Source organism: Eilatimonas milleporae (assembly GCF_003688555.1).
In the GTDB taxonomy this organism is placed as follows: Bacteria; Pseudomonadota; Alphaproteobacteria; order Sphingomonadales; family Kordiimonadaceae; genus Eilatimonas; species Eilatimonas milleporae.
The window spans coordinates 644301-664119 of record NZ_REFR01000010.1 but is presented as its reverse complement, the minus strand read 5'-3'; the positions used below and the strand labels follow the sequence as shown (position 1 = coordinate 664119).

Sequence of the window (19819 nt, the reverse complement as noted above, 5' to 3'; positions counted from 1 at the left end):
ATATGGAGCGAAGCCCGACGGTTTCCACGGCAAACAAGACCATCCGTCTTGCAGATTATAAACCGCCAGGCTTTTCCATTCCCCGTATTTCCCTCGTCATCAGCCTGGACCGGCATGAGACCCGTGTGAAAGCCACGCTTGACTGTGTGCGTCAGGATGTAACGGCAGCATCCATCAGGCTGGATGGATCTGCCCACATGCGGCTTGCCGGGCTCGCTGTTGATGGCAGGCCTGTCGCCGAAAGCCTCTATGACCTTGATGTGGATGGTCTGTCTCTCAAAAACGTTCCCGACCACTTTACGCTGACCATAGACACGGTTCTTGATCCGGCGGCGAATACGCGTCTGGAGGGTCTGTATCTTTCTGAGGGGTGTTTCTGCACACAATGCGAAGCCGAGGGCTTTCGTCATATTACGTTTTTTCCGGACCGTCCCGATATCCTCAGCCTGTATGATGTACGGATCGAGGCCTCCAGGGAACACTGTCCCGTTTTGCTGTCCAATGGCAATCGTGTGGAGAGCGGTATGCTGCCGGGCGGGCGTCATTACGCGGTATGGCGCGATCCATTTCCCAAACCCTGTTATCTGTTTGCCCTGGTGGCCGGCGATCTGGAGTGCCTGAGCGAGCGCTTCGTGACCCGCAGCGGCCGGCCCGTGGATTTGCATCTGTATGCCAAACCCCATGATATCGGGCAGTGCGGCCACGCGCTGGCCTCTCTGAAACGAGCCATGCGCTGGGATGAGGATGTCTTTGGTCTCGAGTATGATCTGGATGTCTACAACATCGTGGCCGTGTCCGATTTCAATATGGGGGCCATGGAAAACAAGAGCCTCAATATCTTCAACACCAAATTCGTACTGGCCGCGGCAGAGACCGCCACGGACAGGGACTTCGACAATGTTGAAGGGGTCATTGGCCACGAATATTTCCACAATTGGACAGGCAACCGCATTACCTGCCGGGATTGGTTCCAATTGAGCCTGAAGGAGGGGTTGACTGTTTTCCGGGATCAGGAATTTTCAAGCGATATGGGCTCGCGCGCTTTAAAGCGTCTGGATGATGTCCGTCTGCTGAGGACCATACAGTTTCCCGAGGACAGTGGTCCCTTAGCGCATCCCGTCAGACCGGACAGCTATGTTGAAATCAATAATTTCTACACCGCGACCGTCTACAATAAGGGAGCCGAGGTGATCCGCATGATGCGCCACCTGATCGGCACGGAGGCTTTTCAGGCCGGCATGGCCCTTTATATCGAACGGCACGACGGCCAGGCGGTTACCTGCGAGGATTTCGTGCGGACGATGGAGGATGCCGGCGGCAGGGACCTGACGCAGTTTCGTCTTTGGTATGCCCAGTCCGGTACGCCGCATTTGGACATACGCCGTTCCCGGGATGAAACCGGCATGACGGTGCTGGAGGTCGTCCAGTCCTGCCCGCCCACACCCGGCCAGCCGGTGAAAGAACCGTTTCATATGCCGTTGCTCATGGATTGGCTGCCGCGAAACGCAAGCGATCGTTCCGCACCACGCCTCGTGGACGGCACCGGCCAGAGGCTGGAGCAGGGGTTTCTGCTGGAGCTCCGCAAACCTGTGGAGCGTTTTGTGTTTGCCGATGTACCCGTTGATGCGGTTCCCAGCCTGTTGCGCGGCTTTTCCGCCCCCGTGATTTTGAAGACGGATGTAAGCCTGGACGATCTGTCTTTCCTGGCCCGGCACGATGACGATGCTTTTGTTCGTTTTGAGGCGGCACAGACATTGGGCCGGAAAACGGTGCTGGATCGCATGCACGATGTTCCGGTCGGCAGTGGTGAAGCGGGGCAGGCTCTTTTGGCGTTTTTCACGCATCTGCTTTCCGGTCCCCTAGAGGATGCGGCCCTGACGGCCGAGCTACTGTCCCTGCCGGGAGAGACGGAAATCGGCGATGCCGTTGATGCGTTGGACCCGGTAAGGCTGCACCGGGCGCGGGAGGCCGTATTAAACACACTGGCTGCAAATGATGCGGAACTCTTGCAGGCCTCTTACACGGAATACAGGGACAGACAGACGCCGGACCTGAGCAGTGAGGCCAAAGCCATACGGCGTCTGAGCGGCCTGCTTCTGTCCTATGTAGCTCGGCTTGAAGGCGGGGCCGGTTATGTCGGGGAGCACTATAGACGCGCCTTTACCATGACCGAACGTATGGCCGCACTGGTTGAAGCGGCTCACATACCGGATCATGCCGCCGACGGCGGGGGCGGGGGGACAACGGATTTACTGGATGATTTTTATCGGCGATATGAGGAGTATCCGCTGGTGATTGACAAATGGTTCGCCGTTCAGGCACAGAGCAGGCGCGGTGATACATTGCAGCGTATATGCAAGCTGAAGGAGCATCCTGCCTTTACATTGCACAACCCGAACCGCGTGCGCGCGGTTTTCACCACTTTTTCAATGGCAAATCCGGCTTGTTTCCATACAGGCGACGGCTCCGGTTACGAGTTGCTGGCGGAAACAATCATGGAGGTTGATCCCATAAACCCTCAGGTGGCGGCACGTCTTGTGGCTCCGCTTGGGCGCTGGCGCCGTTTGGAGCCGACCCGCCAGAAGCTGATGCGCGCGGCGCTGGAGCGAATTCTATCTTGCAAAAGTATCAGCAGCGATGTGAAGGAACTGGTGCAAAAGTCCTTGCAGGCCTGAGTGCCTTGTATCATCTTAATTTCGCCGGGAGAGGTAGAAAGTTTGCAAGTGTAGAAGTCGCCAATGGCCTGCTTGGAATAATCTGCCGGTATTCGTTTTCGACTTGATAGGCCGCATCTCAGGTAGGAAACACTACCTAGAAGCCTTCCCGTTTTGCGATAGTCGGGGCAAGTTGAAAAATTTGCACTAGAGATAGAGGCAAACTCCTCCTATACTCTAAGCGTGGTGATTAAATAGATGAGAGAGCAGATGAATAAAACACCAGATCCAATTGACGTGCATGTGGGCCACCGTGTCCGCGCCCGTCGCAAGATGCTGGGTCTGTCTCAGACCCAGTTGGGGAACGAGTTAGGCGTCACTTTCCAGCAGGTACAGAAATACGAGCGCGGCACCAACCGTATCGGTTCAAGCAGGCTGTTCCGTATGTCGACGGCCTTGGACGTGCCGGTTGCCTATTTCTTCGAAGGCGCGGAAACAAAGCTGCCCGGCTACAATCCCACACCGCAGGGTGTGGATGGCGAAACCTTCGAAAAAGAAGAAACGCAGGAATTGGTTGAAGCCTACTACCGTATTGCAGATCCGCGTATTCGCAAGAAAGTGCTGGGCCTCGCCCGGCTTCTTGCCAACGGTGTGGACGAATATTCCCTTTAACATTCTGTTTCGGGATAAACGTCAACAGCGGACTGTCCGGTAAGGGCAGAGAAGGCGCGACGATCAGGCGCGGCAGTCAGGTTTGGCTGCCGCGTTCTTGGTTTATACAGTTTGGTTCAGGTTTATCGGCACAGGGCGTTCCTGTCTCAATGCTCGAAAACCAGAGAGACCGTGATGGGAAAGACCGGGGTGATCGACGGCAGTCCAACCAGTTCGCGCAATTTGATGACGCCGGCGCCCAGATCGAAATCATCCGCGTGCAGGATCATCGGTTTCAGTGTTTCGATCAGAACACGATTTTCCGCGATACGTGTCACGAATACTTCATGCCTGAATTTGTCGTCTATGCCGTGGATATCGAGCTCCAGCATGACCGGCGCGGTGCGGCGTTCGCCGATGGCCATGGTTTCAAAGGTGGCCAAATCCACCTTGGCAGCGACTGTTGCCCGTGGGTAGAGGTTCGTTTCGAACAGAAATTTCTGCATGCGTTCGTTGCGGATGTCGATACCCGTTTCAACGCTTTCCAGGGCAATTTCCAGATGAACATCCCCCGTTGGCTGGATATGGCCCTTGAAATCCTTGAAATAATGAGTTTCGCCTATGTCGTCCGCTTTTACGGATGTGAAGACTATCCGTGACTCTGCCGTGTTCAGAATCCATGCATCGTCAGAAGGCGCCTCTGCCCAGGCAGTCAGGCTAAATAAACATATGGCCAATACCAAAAAGCGCATAATGTTTCTCCAATTTGATACCAATATAGACGGAACCGTTTCCAGGATTGGTTCCCGTTACAGCGCTTGGGTTCCGGTTGCGGTTCTGTAAAAACCGTCCGATGCCTGAAACGTTGCCTGATTTTTTGACGCCGGGTTTCGGGCGATATGCTTTTAAACGATATTTATGCACCCGCAGGCCCTTTTACAGACCTGTATAATGCCATGGCGATATTCGGGTTAAATGGCAGATCAAAAAAGATCTGATCATGACATATATCAATATCGTGAACAGGCACGGCACGATCATGACGTCCCAAAACAGGGCGTTCTGGGGCAGGGCCGTCCACCGTTTGGACAAATAATGACGGACAGGTCGGGCAGGGCCTATTCGTCTTTGCCTGTTTTGTCTTTTTTGCGCGATTTCCGCCGGCGTTCGCGGAATGCCATATACGCCACTCCCGGTGCCAGGATAAGCGCGCCGGCCGGTTCGGGAATGGCCGCAACCACATTGATGATGGCGGTGTCTTCCAGGCTGCTGATGACCAGATCGCCCGGCAGAAAGACCCGGCCTCCAGACAGAAGATCGACAAATTCACCATCTTCGCCGAAAAGACTGCCGTCATACCGGACACGGAGCGTGACCTCATACTGGCCCATGGCGGGGAATGCGGTCCCGTCGCCGGTACCTTGAACCAGCAGCAACTCTCCCGTACCTAGAAGTTCGCCGTCCAGAAGCCATTCCAGGACAAAACCCGATGTATCGGTCAGGTCACATAAAACCTCGTCGGCGAATGTGGAGGCACATCCGTCCAGTGTAAAATCCTCGCCAAGAGGAACCGGGTCGTAAACGCCGGCCTCGGGAACAAGTTCCGGAACCGGTTCGGGTTCTGGTTCAGGCTCCGGTGCCGGGGGTTGTATGGGCGGCTCCGGCTCCGGCGGTTGGATCGGTGGTTCGGGCTCCGGTTCGGGTTCCGGCGGCTGCACCGGGGGTTCCGGCTCCGGCTCGGGCGGTTGAACGGGCGGTTCCGGTTCGGGTTCCGGCGGTTGCACCGGGGGTTCCGGTTCCGGCTCGGGCGGCTGGACGGGAGGTTCGGGCTCCGGTTCGGGTTCCGGCGGCTGCACCGGGGGTTCCGGCTCCGGCTCGGGCGGCTGGACGGGCGGTTCCGGTTCGGGTTCCGGTACGGAACTTGGGCCGCCGGCATTCACACCGGGCACAGGCTCGCTGTCGACGGGGGTGTTGTCACCGCCCTGTGCCACATTCGGTCCGGCATCCGGTGTCGCGGCGGCGGCTTCCTGTGTGGGCAGGCCTGCGGAATTGTCGTCGAAAACAATAACCGGATCCACGATGGGAACCAGACTGGCCAGAGTGGGGCCCTGGGTCTGCGGTGAGAAGTTCGCACCTGCGGCAGGTGCGATACGCTGCAGAAAATCGGCAACGGTTTCAGACAGCTCCTCCTCGATCTCATCGTCCGGCTCGGGGTAGACAATGACAGCCGTGACATAGGTTTCCTGTCCGCCAAGCTGGCGAAAATTCAGCCGCAGGGTTGCATCCGAGATGTCGGCACGGGTGACCAGCATATGTCCGGTGGCCGGCGGTTCTCCGCTCGGGTCAAAGGCCGAGCCGCCACTTTCGCTGAGGCGTCCCGGCCCCTCGGTGGACAGTTTCATAACCGGAACCAGATCGTCCGTCGCACGTGTGTCTACAAGATTGACATTGGCGCCATTACGTTTGACATCGACGCCAAACGGGTACAGAGGCTCAGTCCCGTCCGGTTTGCGGGCGGTCAGTATGACGACGCGATATTTTCCGTCCGGCAGATTGTTGACGACGAATTGTTCAACATTCTGAACCCCGTCACTGAGCAGGGTCGGTGTATCGGCTTGCGCAATGTCTTCCAGGTTTTGCATGTTGTCGCCGACCAGCATTTCGCTTTCGGCGCCCACACGGACGAATTCGGTGTAGGGTTCGGACGAACTCGGCCCCAGGTCCCATCCGATCGCTCCTTCCGTGAGTGTGAAGGTCTCATCAAGGACGAAGGGGGCCATGAAGGCACTCCAATAGGTGCGCGCGCCGGCCTCGATGACGAGATTGGCGGCATCCGCCAGCGTGGTCAGGTCATAATCCCCGGCGATTTCCTCAAGCCCTTGCAGAAGGGCTTCCATACGCAGTTTGACCTGATCTGAATTTCCGACCGCCTGATTGATGTAGTTTTGGACGACCTGAAATCCCCATTCATCCACGGCCAGTGCGCCTTCAATGGCCTGTTCCAGCGATACCGTCGGAAAAGTTTCGATGCGGGCTTCAACCGGCGTACGGATCAACTCGGCGCTGCGTGTTCCGGTCAGGTAAAAGTCGGCAGTTGACGGAGAGGGCGTGTTGCCGCTTGTGGAGGAGGTGTTTTGCTGCGACGTCACAGTACCGGAAGTGCCCGCCGTGTTGTTGGACGAGGTCAGGGCCGGATTGCTGGTCAGGGCCGGGCGGGCGATGCGCAATCGTCTTATACCCGGTATGCCTGACGGCGGCGCTTCCTGCATCATCAATGACACAGGCGGCGGCAACAGTGTGCGACCGCTTAAAGGCGGCAGCGCGTCACCCTGAACATCAAGGTCCGTTTGTTTCGTCAGCGCGCCATAAACCATGACACTGGCCGCTGTCGCGGTGCCGGTAAGTAACATGGCAATGATGGATGCGCGGGAACTGCCGATCATATTTTACGCCCAATATTTATACTTAGGACATCCGTCGCCACCGATGTCTTAAACCAAATTCCGATCAATTTTAACGGAGCTTGGCTCTTGCCGCCAGAAAATCCATAAATTTCAGACAGATTATCATTATAATACTGCGATATGCATTTATTTGTCCAACCGGACAAAAAAGTCTTGCATTGAATCCTCACGCAGGGTGGCCGCTCATATGCATCTTCTGAATACCATGGTTCGCGATATCCGGTCCTGCCGCATATGTGAGAGCCGTTTGCCTCTTGGGCCCAGACCGGTTTTGCAGGTCTCCGGGACCGCACGTATTCTGGTGGCGGCTCAGGCACCGGGGACAAAGGTTCATGCCACGGGAATTCCTTTCAATGACCCCTCCGGGGACCGATTGCGAACCTGGATGGGAATTGACCGGAGCCTGTTTTACAATGCGGACTGCATCAACATTGTTCCCATGGGATTTTGCTATCCTGGCCGGGCTCCCAAAGGTGGCGACAAACCGCCCGATCCCGCCTGCCGTAAGGCATGGCATGACAAGTTGTTTGGTGTCTTGCCCCCGCCGGAGCTGACTCTCGTCATCGGACAATATGCCCAGTCATACCATTTGGGAAACCGGCGTCAGGCCAGCCTGACGGAAACGGTCAAGGCGTGGCGTGACTATGCACCGCAAATCTTTGTGCTGCCGCATCCTTCACCGCGTAATAACATCTGGCTCAAACGAAATCCGTGGTTCGAGGACGAGGTAATCCCGGTTTTGCAAAACCGGGTAAGACAGGTGCTCGATGCCTCCAACAGGATTGTAAAGTCCCCATAACGGCGTTAGCGTCCCCATCGAATAAGTTGATCTGCAAACAACGCATTTGATGGCGGAAATGTATAGCCGAAATCTGAAAAATTGAATGAGATATGCGGATTTTTAGACACCATATCTCGCCGATTAAACTGGTGTTGATCACCGGTGATTTTCTGCTGTTGCTGCTTGCCTCATGGGCTGCTGGATGGTTGCGCTATCGCGGGCTTGGACTGGCTGTCGATCCCATGAGCGCCAGCCTTGCGACATCGATTGTCTTTGCCGTGCTGATCAGCATGTGCATGCTGGCTTTTGGTGCCTATCAAATTGATGCCATTCGTGATTTTCGTGTTTTGCTACTGCGTGTCGCGGTTGCTTTGTGCGCCGGTATGATGTTGGTTTCCGCGGTATTGTATTTCATTCCGACCATCGCGCTTTGGCGGTCGGTGTTGGTGATTGCCATTGTGCTGAGCGGGATCGCCGTATCGTTTTGGCATGCATTTCTGATTTTCCTGATCTGGCCCACGCAGTTGGCCACACGTCTGGTTATCGTCGGTGATCCGGCGTCTGTCTCTCTTGCCAGGGATGTGATCGCAAAGGCCGGAGACGCCGGCCTGGAGCCGGTTGGGGCGGTTGACCCCGGACGTTTGAAGGAAACCGGCGGGGCTGATGCCGCCGGTCCGCCCCTGATGCCCGATTTGCTCAGCTTCGCCCGCGCGCGTGATGCGGAAATGATTCTGATCGCCGACAATACGATTTTCGACAGTTTGCCGATCTCACAGTTCCTGCGGGTTAAAATGCAGGGCTTGAAGCTGGTCGATATGGCCAGTTTTATCGAGCGGACACAGGGGTGTCTCGACCTCAAGGCGGTGGCCCCCTTTTGGCTCGCGGTTTCGGGGTTCAGCGCGCCCTCGCCATTGGAAAAGACCGGCAAACGGGTATTCGATATTGCCACGGCCCTGACTTTATTGTTGGTGACGGCCCCTTTTGCACTTGTAACGGCGTTCGCTGTGCGGATCACCAGCCCTGGACCGGTTCTGTACAAACAGACGCGTGTCGGCCTGGATGGGCAGGACTTCGAATTGCTGAAATTCCGCAGCATGCGTGAGGATGCCGAGGCATCCGGCGGGCCGCAATGGGCTCAGAAAAACGATCCCCGCATCACGCCGGTGGGGCGTTTCATCCGGCGGACCCGGCTTGATGAAATTCCCCAGATCATCAATGTGCTGAAAGGGGATATGAGCATCGTGGGCCCGCGTCCCGAAAGGCCTTTTTTCGTCGAGGAACTGGCACGCGCGCTGCCATTGTATCCTGAACGTCACCTTGTCAAGCCGGGTATTACCGGGTGGGCGCAACTGCGCTATTCTTACGGTGCCTCCGCCGAAGACGCGCGCCGCAAGCTTGAATATGACCTCTATTACATCAAAAATTACTCTCTGTTTCTGGATTTTCTGATTGTTTTACAAACGATCCGGGTGGTGATCTTTCCGCAGGGGGTTCGATGACGGTTCCTGATCTTCAGCAGTCTGGTTTCAAGACACGTAGCATGGTGGATGCCACATCACCCCGGCCATCGTCAGGGTCCAGGGTGCGTGTTCTGTCCGCCGGCTTTCTAATCCTGATCGGTACCTTGGGCACTGCACCTTTGGCGCTGGGGCAGGAGACCGCCGGGAACCCTTCGCAAGCGGGCCTGCCTACACTGGAATTGGCGGAGGCCGCCCTGCAGGACCGTCGCCCGGCGGATGCGCTGGACATTCTCAGCGCGATGGTGGACCGGGACGAGGCATCCGTACCGCTTTATTTGCTGATGGCGCGGGCTTATCTGGAAAGCGGCGCGGGCGTGACCGCCGAGGCCGCGATCGGACGGGCCCGCGATTTGGGGGCCGATTACGCGGCCACGTCCGTGATGCTGGCCAAGGCATATCTGATGCAGGGCCGTGCACTGGAAGCGCTGGGGGCTCTGCGCGGTGTGTCGATCCCTGAAAGTCAGCGCACCGAGGCCCTTGTCGTGCAAGGGGACGCGCATTTCGCAGGCCGGCAGTTGCAGGACGCCCAGCGTTATTATGCCCTGGCCCGGGACGCGGCGCCGGAAGATCACCGTGCCTATCTGGGCCTTGCCCGTCTTGCGTTGCAGGCGCGAGACTATGACAAGGCCGCCACGTTGGCGCAGGAGGCTGCTAGGCTTTCGCCGGATAGCAGCATGGTGGTGTATACTCAGGGGCTGATATCCCGTTACCAGGGGCGGCCTGACGATGCCAGAGTGGCCTTTGAGCGGGCCGCTGCCCTTTTCCCGGGCAATATTTTGGCGCAGTTGGAGCTGGCCGCGCTGAAAATTGCCGCTGGTCAGGACGATGCGGCGGAAAATCACTTGGACATTGTCTATGCCTCGGCGCCGGGCCACCCGATCGCACAGTATCTGAATGCGGTTCTTCTGGCACGAAGAGGGGATTATACCGGTGCGGAAGCCCTTTTGCTGCGCACCCGGACCCTGGTAGACCGGTATTTACCCGCCCTTTACGTGTTTGGCTTTGTATCTTACGCCACAGGCAAGGATACGGCCGCCGAAAGGGCATTGTCACGCGTTCTGGCGGCGCGTCCGGATAACCGGGAAGCCAGACTGACGCTGGCGGCAAGTCTGATCCGCCAGGGTCGGCCCGGACAGGCCCGCCAGATTCTGGCACCGCTTCTGACAGTTGAAGATCGGCGCGACCCGCTCGCCGCCGCACTCTCGGCTACTGCCGCAATTGCCGTTGGCGATGTGGCCGAGGGAGAAGAACTGCTGGCTGATATTGCCGATACCGATATTGCCGCTGATGCCGTCAATGGCAGTGTCCTTTTGGAAGGACTGACCCGTAAGCTGGCTTTGGTGCGTTTTGTCGCTGATGGGGCGGATGCCGGTCTTTCCACATTGGCAAACAGCATGCGCTCATCTGAAGGGGATGTGCGTGGCCTTAGTCTTCTGGCAAGCATGCAGATCAGAAGCGGTGCCTTGGACGCGGCCGCGGAAACCGCGCGACGTTTGCTGGCCGTGGCGCCTGAAAGGGCTCTCGGCCACAATCTGCTCGGTACGGTCCGGTATGTTCAGGGGGATTTCCAGGCATCGCTGGAAAGTTTTGATACGGCTCTTTCCAGGCGTGATGACTATCACACCGCCAGACGCAACAGGGCTCTGGCCCGTTTCGCGCTTGGTGATCTGGATGGTGCTGTACGGGATCTTGAAACCCTGCTGGATGCCGTGCCTGGCGATATTCGCGCCAAGGCGTTGTTGGGGCGGAGTCTTTTCGCACTCGATCGTGCCGAAGAGGCGGTCGAATATTTCCGCGAAGTGGTTCGGGCCCGTCCCGCCGATGCCGAGGTCAGGGTTGATTATGCCGATGCACTGTCACGGGCTGGCAGGACCCTGGTTGCCCGGGATCAGGCAAGCCGTGCCGTATCCATGGCATCTGACAGGCCGGAACTGTTGGCACGCCTTGGCGCGATTATGATGGATGTCGGCGATCCGGCGCGTGGGGCCCGTATTCTGTCCCGTTATGTGGCCTATCGCCCTGACGACCCCGCGGCCAATGAGTTGCACGGGCGGGCTTTGCTGGCGGCCGGGCTGACAACGGGTGCACGATTTTCCTTCACCCGTGCCTATGAGCGTGCCGGTCAGGAAGACCGCCAGCGTCTCAATTGGTATCTTTTCGCGGCGGATGCGCGCGGCGGGCGCTTGGATGAAGCGTTGAGACGCTATCCTGATTTGCGGATCGCGGCCCGGCCGGACGACGTGTCGCAGGCGGTGCTCGGCGATGCGTTTCTGACCAGCGGCCGCCCTACAGACGCGGTTGCGGCATATCGCCGGGCGGAAGAGGCGGGAGAACGGAATCCAGAGCTTGCTCTCGGCCTCTCACGGGCGTTGGAAGCCACGGGTGACCATCAGACTGCGGTCCGGGTTCTGCGCGATGCACTGGATGATATGCCTGGCGTTCGCCGTCTGCGTCTGGCGCTCAGCGAGATATATCGCCGTCAGGGTGATCCCCAGTCGGCGGCACGCCAACTGGAAGAGATACTGGCGGCGGGATTGGCCGATGCCAATGTCTCCGCGCGCCTTGCCGAGGTTTATCTCGACCTCGGAAGGAAGGAAAGTGTCATATATGCGGAACGCGCGCGTACATTGATGCCGGATGACCCCTATGTACTGAATGTGTACGGCTGGGTGAAGTTGCAGGCAGAACGCGATGTTGGCGAAGCTGTCGCCGCTCTTGCCGCGGCCGCACGCAGGGCCCCGGCGCAAGCGCGGTATAAATATCATTATGCCATGGCTCTGGTGGCGCGTGGAGATCGGGAAGGGGCGCGTCGTCAGTTGGAGAAAGCCCTAAGTCTGGACCCGGATTTTGACGGTGCCGATGCGGCCCGCTCCCAGCTTGAGCAGTTGATGTAAAGCTGTAAGTGTGGTGAGCAGTTCTTTAAAAACAATACTGTTTTCTAGCCTTTTTCCAAATGAGCAGGAGCCGTCGCTTGGCATTTTTGTTGAAAACCGGCTGCGGCATTTGATCCAACACTTTCCGGTCGACTGCAGGGTGATTGCCCCGGTCCCCTTTTTCCCCTTGAAAGGAGAGATTTTCGGGCGCTATGGCCGCATGGCTGCCATAGCGCTGCAAGAGGAAAGAGCCGGCCTGACAATAGATCATCCCCGTTTTCTGGCGGTGCCGAAAGTGGGTATGCGTCTGACCCCCCTGACACTCGCGCAGGCCGGGATACGTGCCATGGAACGGTTGAGACAACAAGGGTTCGACGCCGATCTTATCGATGCGCATTATCTTTATCCTGACGGGGTAGCCGCGGCACGGGTGGCCCGTCATTTCGGGAAGCCCTTCGTTCTGACGGCCCGTGGCAGTGATGTGACTGAGATTGCTGATTATCCGTTTGCCTGGAAGCAGATGCGGCAGGCGATCAAGGCTGCGGGCAGGGTGATAACCGTATCGCGTTCGCTGAAACGGGCTTTGGTGACGAAAGGGGTTGATCCTGCCACGGTCACGGTTCTGAGAAACGGCGTGGACTTGCAGCGCTTTTCTCCGACCCGAAGAGCTGAGACGCGCGCCGCATTGGGTTTGCGGGGGCCTGTTTTGCTGTATGTGGGCTGGTTGATTCCGCGCAAGCGCCTGGATCTTGTTCTGGCAGCGACGGCCGCGCATACGCAGGTGACAACACTGATTGTTGGCACTGGCCCCGACGCAGGTCGTCTCGAGAAACAGACCCAGGCACTGAATATTGCCGACAGAGTGTATTTTTTGGGTGCCAAAAAACCGGCAGAGCTTGCCCCTCTGTACAGTGCGGCGGATGTTTTGTTGTTGCCCTCCGATCGTGAAGGGTGGGCCAATGTTTTGCTTGAGGCCATGGCTTGTGGCACGCCCGTTGTGACCCGTGATGTGGGAGCCGGGGCTGATCTGGTGACGTCAGATACCGCCGGTAGGATTGCCGCAGCGGGTACGGCCGATGCCGTTGCCGATGCCGTCGGAAAAATTCTTCGGGATCCGCCCAGGCGGGAAGACACCAGACGTTTTGCCGAAGGTTTCGGCTGGGAGGAAACCTCCGCCGGGCAATGGAATATTTTCCAGGGCCTTGTTGATTGCCATGATCGTTGCGCTTAACGGCTCGGCCGGTGCCGTGCTATATATCATGTCATGATAGAAACGCTCTATTACGTCTTTTTCTGTGTGGTGATCGCAGGGGTTATCGGGTGGGCGCTCTGGCAGGATGACCAGGGTCCTTTTGATGAGTTGGCCGGTATCGGCAGTGACACGGCGGAAAAAAGCAGGAAAAGCCGCGTGCAAAAACCGCAAAGATCTGAGGCGCCTGACGCGAGCGCACCAAACCGTGGTCCGGATCGGGAATAAGGCCCCGGACTGAATACCGGGAGGAAAATCGGCACGGTGTTCACTGGTGCGCGATACTCATAGCCAAAAGTTGCATTTTTGTAATTTCTTCTTTTTTCTCCGCGCTTTGCCAAGAGAAATGTTGTGTTTTTGGCAAATTTCATTGATCCAGAAGATGAGGGGCGGCCATATTCGTGGTTGGCTTCTGCAATCATGCTTGTAACGAAGGGACGGAATGTGCTTCTCAGAATTGCCATTCTCTTGACAGTGCTTTTCACACTTTCCGCCTGTGGAAATCACCGTCCTGAGTTGCCGCCTGCGCCTTTTGTGCCGCCGGATGAAGGACCCGGTCCGGATTATCTGGTGGGCCCTTTGGACGATCTGACGGTTTTTGTGTGGCGCAATCCGGAATTGTCGGTGGGGGTTACCATCCGACCCGACGGCCGGCTGTCGATGCCGCTTATCGATGACTTGCCGGCAACCGGTAAAACGCCAAGTCAGCTGGCACGCGATATTGAAGAACGCCTTGGCGTTTATCTTCAGCAGCCCATTGTGACCGTTATCGTTCAGGGTTTTACCGGTCCTTTTTCGCAGCAGGTGCGCGTGGTGGGGGAAGCCGCCAATCCTCAATCCATTCCGTATCGGGCAAACATGACCCTTCTCGATGTCATGATTGACGTTGGCGGATTGACGGAATTTGCCGACGGTGACAGGGCAACGCTGGTACGATTTGTCGATGGAGAACAAAAAGAGTATTCTGTTAAGGTCGATGCTCTGATCAAGGATGGGGATGTCAGTAAAAACGTCCGGATATTGCCAGGCGATGTGCTGATTATTCCGGAGAGTATTCTCTAAAAAAACCGTGATTTGCCGGTGCGCCACAATAAAGAAAACTGAGGGTATCGGCACTACAGGGGGCAGGGAAATAAAGGTTTCGCGGTGAACGGCAGCCGTTCCCGAGAGGAGACAGCGATGGCACAGACTTTGGGTTTGCCGGAATTATACCAGCAGTTTCTGACGCTTGCTTACGGCATATGGCGCAAGCGCTGGTATATGCTTGTCAGTGCGTGGGTCGTGGGTCTTATGGGGTGGGCGCTGGTGTCCACCATGCCTTACAAATATACGGCCACCGCTCAGGTTTTCGTGGATACGGAAACCCTGTTGCCGGTAATCGCCAAAAACCTGGGGATCAACGTGAATGTGACGCGCCAGGTTGATCTGGTGCGCCGTACATTGGTGACACGGCCCAATCTGGAAAAGATCATCCGCAGATCGGACTATCTGGACCGCCTTGCCCGCACTGACAAGGATATGGATGAACTGGTTGCCTACATGCAGCGCAATATCCGTGTCCTGTCACTGGACGGAGGCATGTTCCGTATTGAATTTGCGATCGACGATGGAAGATTGAGCGATCGCCAGCGCGCCGAAGTGTCCAAGGTCGTTGTGACCAATCTCCTGGCGTTCTTCTTTGAGCGGAATACCGAGGAAGGACAGCTGAAGGCGGAAGGCGCCGTGGACTTTCTGGACCAGCAGATTGGGAATTATTCCCGGCAGCTGGAAGACGCCGAGCGCGCTCATGCTCAGTTCAAGCAGGATAATCTGGAGTATTTGGGCGGGCAGGGCAGTTTTCTGTCCAAACTGGAAACAGCCCAGACCAATTTGCGCAGGACCCGCAATCAGATTTCCGAACTGAGCGTGACGGTCGAAACGCTGCAAAAGCAGTTGGAGAATGTTCCCCCCACCATTCGCGAGCCGACAACAAGCCTTGGCGGACGGCGGGGTGGTGCCAAGGACCCGCTGGAGGTTCGTATCGAGGACCTTCAGAAAAAGTACGACAATCTGAAATCTCTCGGCATGAAGGAACAGCACCCCGACGTGCAGAATGTACGCCGCCAGATTGCCGCCCTTGAAGAAGAGTTGGAACAGAAACGCCAACAAATTCAGCAGGAATTGGCGGATTCGGCCAACAGCGGTGCCACGTCGACGGCGACCACCGAGACTCCCAACCGTCTTTATGAGCAACTGATGCTTGAACTGATCAATAAAAAAACGGAAATGGCGACATTGGAAAAACGGTCTCAGGAACAGACGCGTCTCGTCGCCGATATGGAGCAGAAAGCAAAACGGGTCCCTGAAATCGAAGCGCAGGAAAAGCAGTTGAAGCGCGACTATCAGACGATCCGTCGTCAATATACGGAACTGGTTCAGGAAAAGCAGGACCTGGATCTGCGCACTGATGTGGAGGGCACGGATCAGGCGGTTTCCCTCAGGGTTGTCGAGCAACCGGTTACACCCCAGTTTCCAAGCGGTCCGCCGCGCCTTCTGTATCTGACAGCCGTTCTTGTCGGGGCGCTTCTGGCGGGTGTTGCCGTAGCGCTGATCGTGTCGCAATTACGCCCTGTCGTTGTCACGGTCGAGCAGTTGCGCTCCCATTTCGATATGCCGGTTCTCGGCAATGTGACCCGGGCTCTATCGGAAGAGGATATCCGCCGTCGCAATATGGATTTACTGGCTTTTGCCTTCATGTCCGTCGCTCTTTTGATGGTTTATGGCCTATTCGTGGCACTCGACATTTTCGGTTCGCCGCAGTTCGGCTGACGAAACGCGTGTAAGGGATCATCTGGTATGGATCTGATTGAAAGGGCTGCGAAACAGCTTGCGGAAAAACGCAAGAAAGACGCCAGCCTTGTCGAGCGTGCTGTCGAAAACGCTGAAACGCCGGATGTCTCAGACGCACCGCCAGAGCAATCGGAAAAGCGTGCGGACAAGACGCCGTCGCTTCTTGAGGCTGCCGTTGAAAATACGTTGAAACCCGTTCAGCGTAAGCCGTCCATCATCGGAACACCGGGGTCAAGCGAGGCCTACGGTGCTGAAAGGTCCGCACGCCGGATTGATCCGAGCACATTAAACCCTCAGGGCGGCGGAACGCCTGCTGAAAATGCCTCAGGCCCTAAGAAGGCTTATAAAGTCCGCAAAGAGGAAATCGACCTCGTCGCATTGCGCGAGGCAGGATATCTGACGCCTGACATGCCGCCCAATCTCATGTCGGAGGAATTCCGCATCATCAAGCGTGCTCTGCTGCTGAATGCTTTTTCCAAGGGGGACGGGCGTGTTGAAAATGGCAACATGGTGCTGGTTACCAGTTCCAACCCGGGAGAAGGCAAGTCCTTCTGTACCATCAATCTGGCGCTATCCATCGCCACCGAGCAGGATACGACCGTTCTTCTGGTGGATGCCGATTTTTCAAAGCCGGAAGTTCTGGACCGCTTGGGGGTCGCCGGCGGTAAGGGACTGATGGATGTCGTGGCGGATAAGTCCCTGGATATCGGGGATTGCCTGGTGCGGACCAATATCCCCAATCTGGTTCTGTTGCCGGCTGGCCGGCCGTCCAATCTGACGACCGAGCTTCTGGCCAGCGACCGGATGGATGCGATTGTCAGTGAAATAGCCAACCGTTATCCGGACCGTATGGTTCTCTTGGACTCGCCGCCTGTTCTCGCCAGTTCTGCGGCATCGGTTCTGGCGCTGTACGCCGGCCAGACGGTTTTTGTGATCGAGGCTGAAAAAACCACGGAACCTCAGGTGAAAGAAAGCCTGACGATGATCAATGCCTGTCCCAACATCAATCTTTTGCTGAACAAAACCCGCTTTAGCGGCAGCAACAAGAAATTCGCGACCTACTACGGATACGGGGGTTAGGACGATGGTCGGGTGATGCCGGCTTTCTTAAGAAACGGTCGGTGGTACCGGCCAATAATGATAAAGCGCCAAGCCGATTAAGAGCCTGGCCCATAAAAAGCCGGTCTATGAAGAAAAAACTCAGGGATAAGGGGGGCGCAAACGCTCGCCAACTGCGTGCGGGCCGGTGGGCGGCATTTCCCTGTCTGTTGTCTTGCCTGCTGTCGGGTGGTGGCAATGAGGCCCAGGCCGGCACTTTCGATCTTCAGCCGCGTGTGGAAACGCGCTTTACGGTCACAGACAATGTGCTTCTCACCGAAACGGACACAATCACGGATACAGCACTGATCCTGTCGCCTGGATTGAATTATCAGGCCAGAGGCGCCCATCTTGATGCCGCCGTCGATTATTGGGTCGATTACCTTGTCTTCCTTAATGACGGCACAACGGAAAGCCGTCCCAACGGTGTGGCCGTGATCGACTATATCGGGTTGGACGACCGCCTTCGCCTGTCGGGCCGTGGCAGTTTACAGCAAAGTTTTATCGACCGTCAGCAAAGCCTGTCTGGAAATATCGGCAACCGCAGCGACAACAGGCAGCTTATACAGACCTATACAGCCAGCGCCGAATTCACCAGCCGGATACGCAATGTGGCGGATTACACCCTGAGATACCGCTTCGGCGTATCGCTGAGTGGCGCTGATGATTTGGATGACGACAGTTTCACAACCCGGTTTTCCGATACGACGTCCCATGAAGGCGACATCACGGTGGATACGGGTGAGCGGTTTGGCTGGCTCCGTTTCAGGGCTGACGGTCGTGTGCGCAGGGTTGAACGATCGCTTGATGTGCCGAGCTTCCGGAATGACCGCTGGTCTGGTGAAGTTTGGTTCCGGCTGGCCCGGAGCTTCTGGCTGATCGGATCAGCGGGCTATACGGACAACAATCTTCAGAACAGTGACCTGGCGGAAGAGGGGTTTTTCTGGGAAAGCGGGTTCCGTTGGGTGCCGAGCCGGCGTACGGCGTTTGAGGCGCGCCATGGGCGGGTTGGCAATCGCCCCTTATGGGATGTCAGCTTGAACCACCAGTTGACGCGGCGCGTCGATATAAGGGCCACCTATGTTGATCGTATCTCGGCCAATACGATTGTCGGCAATCTGGGGCTGGAAGGGTTCAGCAGGGACGACAATCTTGGGATTGTCGATCCCAGTGGCCAACCCATCACCCAGGTGGACCAGCCCTTCACCCTGTCCGATATTGATTTCCGACGTCAGGCCGGCAATGTGACACTCAACTGGCGCGACAAACGCAATCAAGTATTTTTGAATTCGAGTTACGAGCGTCGTACATTTGATGATGATAGTGGTGTCTCGGTCTCATGGAGCGGAGGGACCGGATATTCCCATCGTATCACCCGGAATTCCGATTTTCGTGCCGAAGCCAGCTACAGAAGTAACGACTTCGAAGGAGGAGACCGGCGTGATCAGACAATTCTCGCATCGCTTTCCTACCGTAAAACATTTTCCCAGAATGTTTTCGGTGATATTACATATAATTATAGTCAACGGTTTTCGAATGCAGAAGGGGGTGACCTTCGGGAAAATGCGGTGACGCTGTTTCTCAGGGCACGTTTTTAAGACGTTATGTACGAAACCTTTTACAATCTGACCGGTCGTCCGTTTCAGTTGACCCCCGATCCGCGTTTCTATTTCAGTTCCCGCACGCATAAAAAGGCGATGGCATATCTCGTATATGGCATGCATCAGGGCGAGGGGTTCATTATCGTCACCGGCCATCCGGGAACGGGTAAAACCATATTGGTGCGCCACCTGTTTGATACTCTGGATCACAATGCCTATGTCGCGGCTATGATCGTCAGTACCCAGCTCAGTGCCGAAGACCTGTTGAAAAGCGTTGTCGCGGCCTTCGGTCTGGACCCCCAGGCGGATGACAAGGGCGAGCTTCTTGCCAGACTGGAACGGTATCTGCGGGAACAATACAACGCGGGTCGGCGTGCACTCCTCGTGGTCGATGAAGCGCAAAACCTGTCCAATGCGGCGCTTGAGGAAATGCGTATGCTGTCCAACTTTCAGGACGGCGACGCAGCCTTGCTGCAAAGCTTTCTGGTCGGCCAGAATGAATTCCGCGAACGGGTTTTCACGGCACCGGAACTGGAACAGTTGCGCCAGCGCGTCATCGCCACGCACCATCTGGATCCGATGGACGAGGAAGAGGTCGAACCTTACATCACGCACCGACTGTCCCTGGTCGGTTGGAATGAAGATCCGGTTTTCACCAAGGGTGCCTATCAGGCCATTTACAATTATTCCCGGGGTATCCCCAGGCGTTTGAACACACTGTGTTCCCGTATTCTGCTGTATGGTGCCCTGGAAATGGCGCACACCATTGACGAAAAAATCGTTGCGGAAGTGATCGCCGACGTGGAGGCCGATGTGATGGGCAGCGCTTCCGCGATCAAGCCTGCGGAAAAGCCCAGACCGGTATCCACCGCGCCTGTTAGTCCGCTTAACGATCCCACCGTTCCAATGGAAGCGGCTGCGCGTAATGACAAGGTATCAAGTATGGAGACCCGACTGAACCAGCTTGAGGGGATGATGCAGTCGCAGGATCAAACCCTGAAACAGTTGACCAGTCTGATGGGACAGTTGGTCAAGGGGCAGGAACCGCCTGACGAAGATGACAAGGAGACCGGGGCGGTCTCAAAGGATAAGGACTGAA

At 56.7% G+C, this 19819-nt stretch carries 14 protein-coding genes; 11 read left to right on the top strand and 3 right to left on the bottom strand.

All coding sequences use genetic code 11. The annotated features are described in order from the left end of the window. The first annotated feature begins 2 nt into the window (after positions 1-2). Both pepN and BXY39_RS07735 read left to right on the top strand, forming a co-directional pair. Complete coding sequence (pepN, locus tag BXY39_RS07740; RefSeq protein ID WP_121938248.1) at positions 3-2675, top strand: aminopeptidase N; 2673 nt, start codon at positions 3-5, stop codon at positions 2673-2675. A 249-nt stretch (positions 2676-2924) separates the two neighbouring features. Then, positions 2925-3326 carry a helix-turn-helix domain-containing protein gene (locus tag BXY39_RS07735; RefSeq protein ID WP_121938247.1) on the top strand — a complete coding sequence of 134 codons (402 nt, stop codon included), beginning with the start codon at positions 2925-2927 and terminating at the stop codon, positions 3324-3326. 146 nt (positions 3327-3472) lie between these two features. On the opposite strand, the gene BXY39_RS07730 is transcribed toward BXY39_RS07735, so the two are convergent. Both BXY39_RS07730 and BXY39_RS19465 read right to left on the bottom strand, forming a co-directional pair. After that, positions 3473-4057 carry a YceI family protein gene (locus BXY39_RS07730; RefSeq protein ID WP_121938246.1) on the bottom strand — a complete coding sequence of 195 codons (585 nt, stop codon included), beginning with the start codon at positions 4055-4057 and terminating at the stop codon, positions 3473-3475. Between the two features lie 366 nt (positions 4058-4423). Continuing rightward, positions 4424-6748, bottom strand: coding sequence for a hypothetical protein (locus BXY39_RS19465; protein ID WP_211332126.1), 2325 nt, complete (start codon positions 6746-6748; stop codon positions 4424-4426). Positions 6749-6956: 208 nt separating this feature from the next. Between BXY39_RS19465 and BXY39_RS07720 the strand changes: the two genes are divergently transcribed. The 3 genes from BXY39_RS07720 (at position 6957) to prsT (ending at position 11964) form a co-directional block, all read left to right on the top strand. Then, a complete protein-coding gene (locus BXY39_RS07720; protein WP_211332125.1) occupies positions 6957-7568 on the top strand; it encodes a uracil-DNA glycosylase family protein in 612 nt (203 codons plus the stop codon). A gap of 92 nt (positions 7569-7660) precedes the next feature. Continuing rightward, positions 7661-9049, top strand: a complete 1389-nt coding sequence (locus BXY39_RS07715; RefSeq protein ID WP_121938245.1) for a TIGR03013 family XrtA/PEP-CTERM system glycosyltransferase — start codon at positions 7661-7663, stop codon at positions 9047-9049. Beyond that, positions 9046-11964 carry an XrtA/PEP-CTERM system TPR-repeat protein PrsT gene (prsT, locus tag BXY39_RS07710; RefSeq protein ID WP_147453506.1) on the top strand — a complete coding sequence of 973 codons (2919 nt, stop codon included), beginning with the start codon at positions 9046-9048 and terminating at the stop codon, positions 11962-11964. The genes BXY39_RS07715 and prsT overlap by 4 nt, the downstream gene beginning before the upstream one ends. Positions 11965-11989: 25 nt before the next feature. On the opposite strand, the gene BXY39_RS19680 is transcribed toward prsT, so the two are convergent. Then, positions 11990-12340 carry a hypothetical protein gene (locus tag BXY39_RS19680; protein ID WP_245999003.1) on the bottom strand — a complete coding sequence of 117 codons (351 nt, stop codon included), beginning with the start codon at positions 12338-12340 and terminating at the stop codon, positions 11990-11992. Between BXY39_RS19680 and BXY39_RS19995 the strand changes: the two genes are divergently transcribed. From BXY39_RS19995 to BXY39_RS07675, 6 genes are all read left to right on the top strand, one after another. Next, on the top strand, positions 12245-13174 hold the full coding sequence (locus BXY39_RS19995; RefSeq protein ID WP_342779430.1) for a glycosyltransferase: 930 nt from the start codon (positions 12245-12247) through the stop codon (positions 13172-13174). The two genes, BXY39_RS19680 and BXY39_RS19995, sit on opposite strands and share 96 nt — an antisense overlap. Before the next feature lie 438 nt (positions 13175-13612). Further along, entirely contained in the window at positions 13613-14254 is a 642-nt protein-coding gene (locus tag BXY39_RS07695) for an XrtA/PEP-CTERM system exopolysaccharide export protein (RefSeq protein ID WP_121938241.1), read from the top strand. A gap of 117 nt (positions 14255-14371) precedes the next feature. Beyond that, the gene (locus BXY39_RS07690) at positions 14372-16000 is read left to right on the top strand and encodes an XrtA system polysaccharide chain length determinant (protein WP_121938240.1); all 1629 of its coding nucleotides are present in this window, start codon (positions 14372-14374) and stop codon (positions 15998-16000) included. Between the two features lie 27 nt (positions 16001-16027). Then, positions 16028-17101, top strand: coding sequence for an XrtA-associated tyrosine autokinase (locus tag BXY39_RS07685; RefSeq protein WP_121938239.1), 1074 nt, complete (start codon positions 16028-16030; stop codon positions 17099-17101). A gap of 107 nt (positions 17102-17208) precedes the next feature. Further along, positions 17209-18717 carry a TIGR03016 family PEP-CTERM system-associated outer membrane protein gene (locus BXY39_RS07680; protein WP_121938238.1) on the top strand — a complete coding sequence of 503 codons (1509 nt, stop codon included), beginning with the start codon at positions 17209-17211 and terminating at the stop codon, positions 18715-18717. A 6-nt stretch (positions 18718-18723) separates the two neighbouring features. After that, on the top strand, positions 18724-19818 hold the full coding sequence (locus BXY39_RS07675) for an XrtA/PEP-CTERM system-associated ATPase (RefSeq protein WP_121938237.1): 1095 nt from the start codon (positions 18724-18726) through the stop codon (positions 19816-19818). The last annotated feature ends 1 nt before the right edge of the window (position 19819 follow it).